8 protein-coding genes are annotated in these 12434 nt (G+C 43.4%); 6 read left to right on the top strand and 2 right to left on the bottom strand.

Translation table 11 applies throughout. The features are described 5' to 3' along the window. The first annotated feature begins 72 nt into the window (after positions 1-72). From HMPREF9944_RS01030 to HMPREF9944_RS01005, 6 genes are all read left to right on the top strand, one after another. Positions 73-744: a DnaJ domain-containing protein gene (locus HMPREF9944_RS01030; protein ID WP_044113217.1), complete on the top strand. Its 672-nt coding sequence runs from the start codon at positions 73-75 to the stop codon at positions 742-744. A gap of 841 nt (positions 745-1585) precedes the next feature. Then, positions 1586-2110, top strand: coding sequence for a DUF4494 domain-containing protein (locus HMPREF9944_RS01025; RefSeq protein WP_008563827.1), 525 nt, complete (start codon positions 1586-1588; stop codon positions 2108-2110). Between the two features lie 2 nt (positions 2111-2112). Next, complete coding sequence (locus tag HMPREF9944_RS01020; RefSeq protein WP_008563825.1) at positions 2113-2787, top strand: YggS family pyridoxal phosphate-dependent enzyme; 675 nt, start codon at positions 2113-2115, stop codon at positions 2785-2787. A gap of 92 nt (positions 2788-2879) precedes the next feature. After that, a complete protein-coding gene (locus tag HMPREF9944_RS01015) occupies positions 2880-4088 on the top strand; it encodes a pyridoxal phosphate-dependent aminotransferase (protein WP_008563823.1) in 1209 nt (402 codons plus the stop codon). An 8-nt stretch (positions 4089-4096) separates the two neighbouring features. Beyond that, positions 4097-5344: an ABC transporter permease gene (locus HMPREF9944_RS01010; RefSeq protein ID WP_008563822.1), complete on the top strand. Its 1248-nt coding sequence runs from the start codon at positions 4097-4099 to the stop codon at positions 5342-5344. A gap of 266 nt (positions 5345-5610) precedes the next feature. Then, a complete protein-coding gene (locus HMPREF9944_RS01005) occupies positions 5611-7278 on the top strand; it encodes an AMP-binding protein (protein ID WP_008563820.1) in 1668 nt (555 codons plus the stop codon). A gap of 315 nt (positions 7279-7593) precedes the next feature. Here HMPREF9944_RS01005 and secA read toward each other — a convergent pair whose 3' ends face one another. After that, the gene (gene secA / locus HMPREF9944_RS01000; protein ID WP_008563819.1) at positions 7594-10920 is read right to left on the bottom strand and encodes a preprotein translocase subunit SecA; all 3327 of its coding nucleotides are present in this window, start codon (positions 10918-10920) and stop codon (positions 7594-7596) included. Positions 10921-11044: 124 nt separating this feature from the next. Continuing rightward, the gene (locus tag HMPREF9944_RS00995) at positions 11045-12430 is read right to left on the bottom strand and encodes an alkaline phosphatase family protein (protein WP_008563818.1); all 1386 of its coding nucleotides are present in this window, start codon (positions 12428-12430) and stop codon (positions 11045-11047) included. Between the last annotated feature and the right edge of the window lie 4 nt (positions 12431-12434).

Genomic DNA, 12434 nt, shown 5'->3' with positions numbered 1-12434 from the left:
AAAAACAGGTCGGGCATGCTTTTTGCTATGTCAAAAGCTGAAAATGATTCATGTATTAAATTAAAAAAGATTATGGCATTTGTTGATTATTATAAGATACTGGGTGTTGACCGTAACATTCCGCAGAAAGATGTCAGGGACGCATATCGTAAGAGAGCCAAGCTCTTCCATCCGGATTTGCATCCGAACGACCCGAAGGCCAAGGCTAAGTTTCAGGCTCTGAACGAAGCTTACGATGTGATAAACGACCCGGAGAAGCGCGCAAAGTATGACAAATACGGTGAACAGTGGCGAGAGGCCGACGCTTTCCAAGGCAATGCTTCGGGAAGCCACGCCGAAGGCAATCCTTTCGAGGGTTTCGACTTCAGCAATTTCAGTAGCAGCGGCGGTGGCTTCTCGAGCTTCTTTCAAGACTTGTTCGGAGGAGGAGGATTCCATACCTCGGGCTTTGAAGGCGGGACGCGGCCACGTCAAGACAATGGGCAGATGGAAGCCAAAGTCAATATCGACATGTATACGGCGTTGCTCGGTGGCGAAGTCATCATTCAACTCAGCAACGGGAAGAAGATAAAACTGAAGGTGAAACCCGAAACGCAGAACGGGACGAAAGTCCGTGTCCGCGGTAAAGGCTACAGTCGCGGGAACGGCGTCTATGGCGATTTGATTATCGTTTATAACGTCAAGTTGCCCACCGGATTGAGCGAACGGCAGAAAACACTGTTGCGTGAGATGCAAGCCGGCTAAAAATCCCGAGAAAGTTTTATTGCTTTTCCAAGAAAATCCAACCCCGAAGGTTCAAGAAAAGGCGAAATGGAGTGAATGATTGGAGAAAATCGCCTCCCAATGGTCCCATCTGGTCAATAAGAAAGCGAGTCTTTTTATCAGTGGCTCAAACAGAACTTTCCTCTGTCCTTCTATGGTGACAGTGTAAATGTCATTTAAAGTTATTGACAATTGGCGAAGAACATCTGTTTGACACCCTTGATATTTCTTTTACAAACACACGCTCATAGCTCGCTTTTTCTCAACCAAGACCTACTTTTGGCTGAAATACGCGAGTTTTAGGCCTCTTTTTGCAAGCTGCTGTGAACCAAAAGGTTACATCGTTTTTGGCAAAAAGTACGGTAATTTTGGCTGAAAAGTATATACGTTTTAATCAAAAGGCATATACTTTTTGCTTAAAACGTATATACTTTTCTGAGAAAAAGTACGTTCCTTTCGGATAAAACCCAGTAAAACGACCGAAAAAAAGTAATTTTCCGTACTTTGTTTTTCTATTTGATGATGTTTGGAGGTATGGATATATTACAAATTATTTTGACATTCAATGCCCTTTTTCTTAGGATTGGGCGTGCGATGTCTCTGGCCAGGAATCGTCATGCCTGGTCTCTCGAGCATTGGGACGGGTGGTTGGAAAATATAAATATTCAAAATAGAAGTGCAATTTCTTAATGGGTGTGTGATCGTAAGAGTTGACGCTTTAATGTAGTTTTTGTTATCTTTCTGTGGTTTGATTCTGAATAAATTCTTTGTGGGATTCGGATTAAATTCGTAATTTTGCCCGACAATCAAAAAACGAAGAAGTATGAGAAGCAGGACCGCAGTTTGGTTTGAGACCAAAATACGTTATGAGAAGACAATTGACGACGGCATGCAGAAGAAAGTGTCGGAGAGTTATGTGGTAGATGCCTTGAGTTTCACCGAGGCCGAGAATACGATTATTGAAGAGATGCGTGTCTATATCACGGGAGATTTCAAGGTGACCGACCTGAAGCAGGCTGCCTATGGTGAAATATTTTTCAGTGATGCCGACACCGACGACAAATGGTACAAGTGTAAATTGCAGTTCATCACCATTGACGAAAAGACGGAGAAAGAGAAACGTTCCACGGTGACCTATCTGGTACAGGCAGGAAGTCTGCCCGCTGCCGTCAAGCATGTGAACGAGGTCATGGGTGGAACCATGATAGATTATGTCATTGTGGGCATTCAGGAAACCCAAATAATGGACGTGTTCGAACATAACGGAGCCAAGAAGGACGCCATATCACACAATGACGCGCCTGAATATGAAACGGCAGAACAAACTGAGCAAGTTAATGCAGAATAAAAATGACCGTTGATGTAGCAAAGAATTTACATGAGGTGCTGGGCAATCTGCCTCAAGATATCAGATTGGTTGCCATCAGCAAATATCACCCCGATGAATATATCCGAGCAGCCTATGCCGAAGGTCAGCGTGTCTTTGGCGAAAGCCATGAACAGGAGCTGAGCCATAAGGTAGAGATACTGCCCAAGGATATCGAATGGCATTTCATCGGACATCTGCAGACCAATAAAGTAAAATATATTGCGCCTTATATTTCAATGATAGAAGCTGTAGACAGTCTTAAGCTATTGAAAGAAATCGATAAGCAGGCCGCCAAGCACGATCGTATAATCAACGTTCTTTTGGAACTTCATATAGCCAAAGAGGAAACCAAATACGGGTTGACGCTTGATGCCTGCCGTGAACTGTTGAAAGACGGAACGTGGCGAACACTCGGCCATATCCGGATTTGTGGCCTGATGATGATGGCCAGCAATACAGATGACCAAAAACAGATTGCCGCTGAGTTTGATACGGCTACTCGTTTCTTCGAAGAACTCAAGGTATGCTATTTCGCAGATAGCGAAGCATTCAAAGAGCGTTCATGGGGCATGAGCCACGACTATCTGACAGCTATTGCGCACGGTTCGACAATGGTTCGCGTGGGAACAACCATTTTTGGTCCGCGTGTTTATTAAATTCAGTGAAGACATTACGGTTCCAAATATTTTATTACCTTTGCAAGCATGATAACAGATGGTAGGTAATACCATCGCAATTCAAACAAAAGATGCCGGAAATATCAGTTCGCGGATTAGAGATGCCGGAGTCGCCTATCAGAAAGTTGGCCCCTCTTGCTGCAGCCGCAAAGAAGCGTGGGACGAAAGTCTACCACTTAAATATCGGTCAGCCAGACTTGCCTACACCGCAATGTGGGCTTGATGCACTGAAGAAAATAGACCGAAAGATATTGGAGTACTCACCAAGTCAAGGTTATCTGAGTTATCGGGAGAAACTTGTTGACTACTATAAGAAATACAATATCAACGTCGATGCCGATGACATTATCATTACATCCGGTGGAAGTGAAGCCGTGTTGTTTGCCTTTATGAGTTGTCTGAACCCGGGAGATGAGATCATCATTCCGGAACCCGCATACGCCAATTACATGGCATTCGCCATCAGCGCCGGGGCCACTATCAAGACTATTGCAACCACTATCGAGGAGGGTTTCTCTCTGCCTAAAGTAGAGAAGTTCGAAGAACTCATCAATGAGCACACCCGTGCCATCATGATTTGCAATCCAAATAATCCAACCGGCTACCTCTACACGCGTCGTGAAATGAAACAAATTCGTGATCTTGTCAAGAAGTACGATCTTTATTTGTTCTCTGATGAGGTATATCGCGAGTATATCTATACCGGATCACCTTACATTAGCGCCTGCCATTTAGAAGGAATTGAAAATAATGTTATCCTGATAGATTCTGTTTCAAAGCGATATTCCGAATGTGGAATCCGCATCGGCGCATTGATTACAAAGAATGCAGAAGTAAGAAAGGCCGTCATGAAATTTTGTCAGGCTCGACTTTCTCCCCCACTTATCGGACAGATTGTCGCTGAGGCATCTCTTAACGCTCCTGAAGAATATTATCGTGATGTCTATGATGAATATGTAGAACGTAGAAAGTGCCTTATCGACGGGCTAAATCGTATTCCCGGGGTATATTCACCCATACCTATGGGAGCATTTTATACCGTAGCCAAGCTCCCTGTTGACAATAGTGAGAAGTTCTGTCGTTGGTGTCTTGAGGAGTTTGAGTATGAAAGCGAGACCGTGATGATGGCACCTGCCGCTGGTTTCTATACCACGCCGAATGCGGGAATCGATCAAGTACGTATCGCATATGTGTTGAAGAAGAAAGATCTAGAGCGTGCATTATTCGTGTTGAGAAAGGCCCTCGAAGCATATCCGGGGCATATTACCAAAGAACAATAATCCAAATCTTGAATTTACCTCTTTTCATAGCAAGAAAAATCTATGGTGGTAAGACCGATAGTAAACAGGTATCACGGCCAGCCATCAGAATAGCTACGGCTGGTGTGGCTATAGGACTTGCCGTAATGCTGATTTCAGTAAGTGTCGTTCTGGGTTTCAAGCATACGATTCGTGATAAGGTTATCGGATTTGGAAGTCATATTCAGGTGGCAAACTTCATGACCATGCAGACCGGAGACTCTTATCCCATACAAATGGGCGACTCCATGATTACGGTATTGAAATCAACTCCGGGCGTAAAGCATGTACAACGTTATGCCATGAAACAAGGAATTCTTAAAACCGACCATGACTTTTTAGGTGTCGTTTTCAAAGGTATAGGCCCCGAATACGACACAACATTTTTACATCAAAATATAAAGCAAGGAATAATTCCCCGCTTCAGGGATGATAGTAATGGCAATAAGATTTTGATTTCACAAAGCATTGCAGATAAACTGGGCGTAAAATCAAACGATAAGATTTATAGTTATTTCATTGATCAGAACGGCGTACGCACGCGCAGATTCATTATAGCAGGTATCTATCAGACGAATCTCTCACAATATGATGATTTTACGTGCTTTACCGATCTTAATACTATCGTAAAACTTAACGGTTGGGATCATGATCAGGCTACCGGTGCAGAACTAATCGTCAAAGATTTCGACAAGGTTGACGATGTTGAAAGCGGTTTGGTGGCAAAAGTGAACCGTACACTTGACCGTTATGGCGAAACCTACTCATCAAAAACAATTCGTGATTTATGCCCGCAGATATTCTCATGGCTTGGGTTATTAGACCTCAATGTATGGATAATCCTAACTCTGATGATTGCTGTTGCAGGCGTTACGATGATTTCCGGACTGTTAATCATTATTCTTGAACGAACCGTAATGATTGGTATTCTAAAGGCCATCGGTGCACGCAATAAAACAATACGGCACACTTTCATGTGGTTCGCAGCTTTTATTATTTGCAAAGGAATGCTCATAGGAAACCTTATTGGGCTTGGATTGATTACGTTACAAAGATTTATAGGATTTGTAAAGCTCGATCCACAAACCTATTACGTCAATACAGTCCCTGTTGAATACAACTTGCCATTATTCATTATCCTGAATGTATCGACATTGCTTATTTGTTTGTTCGTTCTTATCGCACCAAGCTATTTGATTTCACACATACACCCTGCCAAATCAATGCGCTACGAATAACCAAAATCTGTATTTAGAAAAGAAATAATGCACATAAAGTTTTGAAATGTGCAGATAAAGACCTACCTTTGCACAAAGTTTCTAAAATTGTGCAATGAATTCCGTATTGAACTTCAATAGATTTATAGGACAAGGCATCATTAATAATTGGAATAAAGATGCCGCTTTAACAGATGATTGCAAGAAGAAGAGTACCAAACACCGTCTTCGTCAAGATGCAATCTAAACGGATATTTAATATTCTAAAAATGTAAATACAACACATTATGGAACAAATACCAAGTTTTAATAGCCTGATACAAAAGTCTATCATTGATAATTGGAACAGAGATGCACTGACAGACTTCAAAGGTGAAACGCTACAATATCATGATGTGGCCCGCAAGATAGAAAAGCTGCACATCATGTTTGAAAGTAGCGGAGTGGTAAAAGGTGACAAAATAGCGTTGGCCGGTCGCAATAGTGCCAATTGGGCCGTGGCATTTTTGGCCACGCTCACTTACGGTTGTATAGCCGTTCCCATTCTACATGAGTTCACGCCGGACCAAATGCACAACATTGTCAACCACAGCGAAGCGAGACTGCTCTTTGTTGGTGATGTCGTTGCCACTCAGATTGATGCAACCAAGATGCCGGCATTAGAAGGTATCATCTATATTCCAGACTATTCTCTCGTGCTTTCACGTACTGACAAGCTAACTTACGCCCGCGAACATCTTAATGAGATGTTTGGTAGGAAGTTTCCCAAGTTCTTTCGCAAAGAACATGTCGGTTATTATGTAGATAAGAACCCCGAAGAATTGGCACTGATCAATTACACCAGCGGGACAACCGGGTTCTCTAAAGGTGTCATGCTCCCCTATCGCGCACTTTGGAGCAATGTTTATTTTGCAGAACAAGTATTAGGTACGCATCTAAATGCTGGTGACAACATCATCAGTATTCTGCCAATGGCTCATATGTATGGCATGTCTTTCGAGTTCATCTTTGAATTTATCAAAGGCTGCCACATCTATTATCTTACGCGGATACCGAGTCCTGCAATCATTGCACAGGCTTTCAGTGAAGTAAAACCTAAGGTCATCATCAGCGTACCGCTCGTTATTGAAAAAATCATTAGGAAAAAGGTTTTCCCGAAGATACAGAATAACCGCATGCGCATGCTGCTCCACATGCCGGTAGTAGCCAAAAAAGTTCGTGAAAAGATTTGTGAACAGGTCTCAAATGCCTTTGGTGGCGATTTCTATGAGGTCATTATAGGCGGAGCGGCGTTCAATCAGGAGATAGAACAGTTCATGCATCGGATTGGTTTCAAATATACGGTCGGATATGGTGCCACAGAATGTGCGCCTATCATCTGTTATTCCGACTATAAAGACTATGTCCCGGGAAGCTGCGGCCGCTCTGTCGTCAACATGAAAGTGAAGATTGACAGTGCAGACCCGGAACATATCCCCGGAGAAATCCTTGCTAAAGGGCTCAACGTCATGCTTGGCTACTATAAAAACGAAGAAGCTACCCGCCAGACAATCGATGCCGACGGTTGGTATCACACAGGTGACCTTGGAACAATGGACGCCGACGGGAACGTTTTCATCAAAGGACGGTCAAAAAACATGCTTTTGGGCGCCAGCGGACAGAATATCTATCCCGAAGAGATAGAAGACAAGCTTAATTCATTGGCGCTTGTCAGCGAAAGTCTTGTCATTCAAGAGGGCGACAAGCTGATCGGCTTGGTTCATCCCGACTATGATGAGGCTCAAAACATGGGATTTACCAATGAAGATTTGGAAAACATCATGGAGCAAAACCGCAATGAGCTCAATCAGTCGCAGCCTGCCTACTGCAAATTAGCGGCTATACGTATCCATGAAGAGGAGTTTGAAAAGACACCTAAGAAGAGTATCAAACGCTATCTCTATCAAAACAACTGAGATTAAGGCGGATAAGTTTCGCCATCTCAGCCATTTTGCAACCTGAAATCAGCCATTTTACCGTGTAATCTCAGCCATATTACGCGGTAAAATGGCTGAAACAATTTTGCCATGAAAGGCAGTCTTTGATTGCACCTTGCTTTTCGCTCTTTCTAAGAGATAACAATGCGATGGTCCTCTACTCTTTTGCATCGCCATACGACTGTAAATGGGAGGAGATTTCGCCTTTCTTTCTTCGGTCTGACGGAAAAACGAGAAAAGAAAAGCCCATTCACACATCTTGTATGAATGGGCTTTATGGATTAAATCCGTGGACTACAGGTTCTTTCCATGGCAGTTTTTGAACTTTTTACCACTGCCACAAGGACAAGGATCATTTGGACGTGGCAGACGATCAGCTATATAAGGCGTGTGATTTACCCTATCTGCACCCTCACGGGTATCATGATTGGCCACTGCACGCTGTGTTGCCTGAGCGTCAATGTCATCTTTACGTTCGTTATACCGCTGTGCGCGTTGTTCGGGCGCAGCCTCTTGGACCTCTTGAACCACCGGAATCTGGCAGCGCATCAACACGCTTGCAATGCGGTTGTTCATGTCGTCAATCATGTTGTCCCAGAGTTTGACGCTCTCAAGTTTGAATATCAACAGCGGATCTTTCTGCTCGTAAGATGCATTCTGCACACTGTGTCGTAATTCATCAAGCTGACGAAGGTTCTCTTTCCAGTTATCATCGATGATACGGAGCATGATAGTCTTCTCAAATTCTTTCACTACGCTTGCAGCCTCACTCTTATAAGCAAGTTGCAAGTCTGCCGGAATTTGATAAACATTGCGTCCATCGGTGATAGGAACAAGAATACGTTCATACATTGCACCTTGTTCTTCTTGCACTTTCTTGATAACGGGATAGGCATCAGCCTGAATACGGTCCGTATGGCGCTTGAATGATGCGATAGCATCTTGGAAAGCGCGTTCTTCAAGTTCAGACTTCACACCGTTATCGAATTCATCTTGAGTGAAAGGCATCTCCATTGCCAGAACCTTCATGAATTCTTCTCGGGCACCATCGTAGTCATTTCTCTCAATGATATTGACAATGCGATCCCAAATAACATTGGTTATATCCATGCCGATGCGCTCGCCCATGAGTGCATGACGCCGCTTTTCATAGATGACAGTGCGTTGTTTGTTCATTACATCATCATATTCGAGCAGGTGTTTACGGATACCGAAGTTGTTTTCTTCGACTTTCTTCTGGGCACGTTCGATACTCTTTGAGATCATCGGACTTTCTATACGTTCGCCATCCTCAAAACCTAAACGGTCCATTACCTTGGCAATGCGCTCAGAAGCAAACAAACGCATCAGTTTATCTTCCAAGGAAACATAGAAAACCGAAGAACCCGGGTCGCCTTGACGGCCGGCACGACCACGCAACTGGCGGTCTACGCGGCGGCTTTCATGGCGTTCGGTACCGATGATGGCCAAACCTCCGGCGGCTTTCACCTCATCGGTCAGTTTAATATCCGTACCACGACCGGCCATGTTGGTTGCAATCGTCACGGCACCCAAGCCATTCTCCGAACGACCAGCCTCTGCTACGATTTGAGCTTCGCGCTGATGGAGCTTTGCGTTCAGTACATTGTGAGGTATCCGCCGCATCTTCAGCATCTTACTCAACAGTTCGCTGATTTCAACAGAGGTCGTACCAACCAAAACCGGGCGTCCGGCATTACGCATGGTCTCAATCTCATCGATGACAGCCGCATACTTTTCTCGTGCAGTTTTGTAGACCCGGTCGTCCATATCATGGCGGGCAATCGGTCGGTTGGTCGGAATTTCAACGACATCGAGCTTGTATATGTCCCAAAACTCGCCGGCCTCCGTGCTTGCCGTACCGGTCATACCCGACAGCTTGTGATACATTCGGAAATAGTTTTGCAAAGTGATGGTTGCAAATGTCTGTGTGGCAGCCTCTACCTTTACATGCTCCTTGGCCTCGATGGCCTGATGAAGTCCGTCGCTCCAGCGTCGGCCTTCCATGATACGGCCGGTCTGCTCGTCGACAATCTTTACTTCACCATCCATAACAACATATTCGTCATCCTTATTGAACATGGTATAGGCTTTCAGCAACTGCTGAAGCGTATGCACACGTTCACTTTGCACTCCATAATGCGTCATCAACTCATCTTTCTTGTCAATCCTTTCTTGATCAGAGAGTCCGGTTTGACTTTCAAGTTCAGAGAGTTCAGAAGTGATATCAGGAAGAACAAACAAATCTTCACGCCCGGTTTGGCTTGCAAGCCAACCCGTTCCCTTGTCTGTAAGGTCTGCACTGTTCAGTTTTTCGTCAACAACAAAATAGAGAGGTTCGATGGCCTTAGGCATCTCTCTGTTGTTATTGGCCATGTAAATTTCTTCAGTTGCCAACATTCCGGCTTTGATTCCATCTTCCGAAAGATACTTGATTAATGGTTTGTTCTTCGGAAGAGCCTTGTAAGAACGGTAGAGGGCGAGGAAGCCTTCCTCTAACATTTGCTTGTCGTTCTTTTCCTGTCCGGCCGTGATCTTTTGTTTAGCTTCGGCCAACAGTTCCGTAGCTTGCTTACGCTGTACCTCATAAAGGCGTTCAACCAAAGGCTGATATTCTTCAAACATCTGGTCGTCACCCTTTGGAATTGGGCCGGAAATAATCAGAGGCGTACGTGCATCATCAATCAAAACAGAGTCGACCTCGTCGACAATGGCATAATTATGCTTGCGCTGAACAAGGTCGCTGGGATTCAAAGCCATGTTGTCACGCAAATAATCGAAGCCGAATTCATTATTAGTACCAAAGGTAATATCTGCCTGATAAGCCTTGCGTCGTGCTTCGGAATTTGGCTGGTGCTTATCAATACAGTCAACAGAGAGTCCATTGAACATGTATAAAGGTCCCATCCATTCGGAGTCACGTTTAGCCAAGTAGTCATTCACCGTGACCATGTGGACACCGTTACCGGTGAGAGCATTGAGGAAAACAGGGAGTGTTGCCACAAGTGTTTTACCTTCACCTGTTGCCATTTCTGCAATCTTACCTTGGTGAAGGGCTATACCACCAAACAATTGAACATCATAATGAATCATGTTCCACTGTATCTTATTTCCTCCGGCTGTCCACTCATTGTGATAGATGGCTTTATCTCCGTCAATGGTAATAAAGTCATTAGTCGGTTGGGCAGCCAACTCACGGTCGAACTCTGTCGCCGTAACGATGGTTTCTTCATTCTCTGCAAATCGACGGGCGGTATCTTTGATGATATTGAAAGCTGTTGGCATCACTTCGTCCAAGGCTTTCTCATAGATATCAAGAACCTCTTTTTCCAATTTATCAATCTGATTGAATATTTCTTCACGCTCATCGATGGGAGTTTCTTCAATCTTTGCCTTTAATTCTTCTATCTGTTTCTTTTGCTCGTCGGCAGAGCTTTGTACATAGTGCTGAAGTTCTTTTGTCTTCGCACGTAATTCATCATTAGTCAGTGCCTTGATTTTCGGATATTCTGCCTTGACTTTCTCAACAAGAGGTTGAATCAGCTTCATATCACGACTTGATTTATCACCGAATAGTGATTTCAAAAAGTTATTGAAATTCATTTTATTGTTTATTTTATTTCTCAAAATGACATATATCGTGCAAATTTACGAATTATATTCTTAAATCTCCACTTAAATAAAGCAAAACTTTGCACCGAAGGTAAGGATATCAAACTTTTATATCCTAAAATAACGGTACCGAAGAACACGCATTCGGTGCCCTAATATGAATGCTTTTACAAAGGGTAGGTGCAATTCTATCAACTGTGACCGGAGTGGATATTTGTTCTGCCTTGATGCCAGCACCATAAAATATGATTGGGAATTGCACTAAAGTAGAACGGCTTGTATAGCTTTCTTGGGTATCTTCATTGACCAGTTTCCAACCGGGAACAACATGAATGATGATATCACCGCTAATTGAAGGGTTATAACCTTGGAGAATCTTTTGTATATTGTCATTGCCGGAGAATAGGCGTTCACTGGTATAGACATCGCTGACACCAGAACTCTGAAGCAATAATTCTTGACAGCGTGTCAGTATCTCATGCATACTAAGACGCTTTTGCTCAATAATTTTATGATTTAGGTATATCTGATTTCCCCAAGCTGCATCAATATAGGTTCCTTGTCCGTATATGGCATTCAGATACACATTCAGTATTTTCGCAGTACGATTGATATAAAAGACACCTGTAGGAACCCTATAAAGGCTATAGTCATTATCAGTATTATCTATGGTCCCTGTTCCGGTAACAACAAAGAGAACATTGTTCTTGCCAATCTCTCGCTCAATACCTCCAATTAACTTACTAATAGTCTTATCTATATTGGTATATATATGCCGTGAAGCATCTTGGACATTACGGAATTGCTCATTATCATCTATAGAAGCAGATAGAATGACAGAAAGCATATCGGGAACTTCATCTCTTCCCATCCTACTCTGAATGACAATATCCATAGCTTTCTCTCCGATAGCCTCATTGTTAATGGTTCGAGGAGCTAAAGGAGTATTGAGCCATTGGGGAGATGCACCGTAATAAGCGGTTGTTTTCCAACCTTTTTGGGACTGATCATACCATATTGCGTTATCTGCGGCATGCCCGGCAGCCAAAATGGCAGAGCTACGACCTGCAGCTATGCTATAAACAACACTTTTACCATGGGTTGAAATCTTCATCTCGTCACTAACGGTGGAAGCTCTAAGATGGCTTGGCCCATACCCATATTGATTTCCATCAACACAATATACTTGACGTAAGGTTGAACGGTCTATCCAATGTTTCGATATAATACCATGATAAAAAGGAGTTGTGCCGGTAGCTATAGTTGCAATGGAAGATGGTGTCGTTACCGGTGTAAAAGAACATGATGCCGTTTCATACACACGACCACTTTGCATCATCTTCTTCAATCCGTTTTCTTCAAATAAAGATGCAAATGCATCAAGGCAATCTGTATTCAATTGGTCAATGGTGATATTCACAATTAACCGCGGTACAAGTTCTGATGCTTGTATTTCTGCTGACGTCAATGCTGCAATTAGTATGGCAATATACTTGTTCACAATG

Source organism: Segatella maculosa OT 289, assembly GCF_000243015.1.
GTDB classification, from domain to species: Bacteria; Bacteroidota; Bacteroidia; order Bacteroidales; family Bacteroidaceae; genus Prevotella; species Prevotella maculosa.
The sequence above is the reverse complement of the archived record's forward strand: the minus strand, read 5'-3'. Positions and strand labels throughout refer to the sequence as shown.

Coding starts and splice junctions, on each gene's coding strand:
- secA (WP_008563819.1), bottom strand. CDS start 10,920: ATGAATTTCAATAACTTTTTGAAATCACTATTCGGTGATAAATCAAGT.
- HMPREF9944_RS01030 (WP_044113217.1), top strand. CDS start 73: ATGGCATTTGTTGATTATTATAAGATACTGGGTGTTGACCGTAACATT.
- HMPREF9944_RS01015 (WP_008563823.1), top strand. CDS start 2,880: ATGCCGGAAATATCAGTTCGCGGATTAGAGATGCCGGAGTCGCCTATC.
- HMPREF9944_RS01005 (WP_008563820.1), top strand. CDS start 5,611: ATGGAACAAATACCAAGTTTTAATAGCCTGATACAAAAGTCTATCATT.
- HMPREF9944_RS01025 (WP_008563827.1), top strand. CDS start 1,586: ATGAGAAGCAGGACCGCAGTTTGGTTTGAGACCAAAATACGTTATGAG.
- HMPREF9944_RS01020 (WP_008563825.1), top strand. CDS start 2,113: ATGACCGTTGATGTAGCAAAGAATTTACATGAGGTGCTGGGCAATCTG.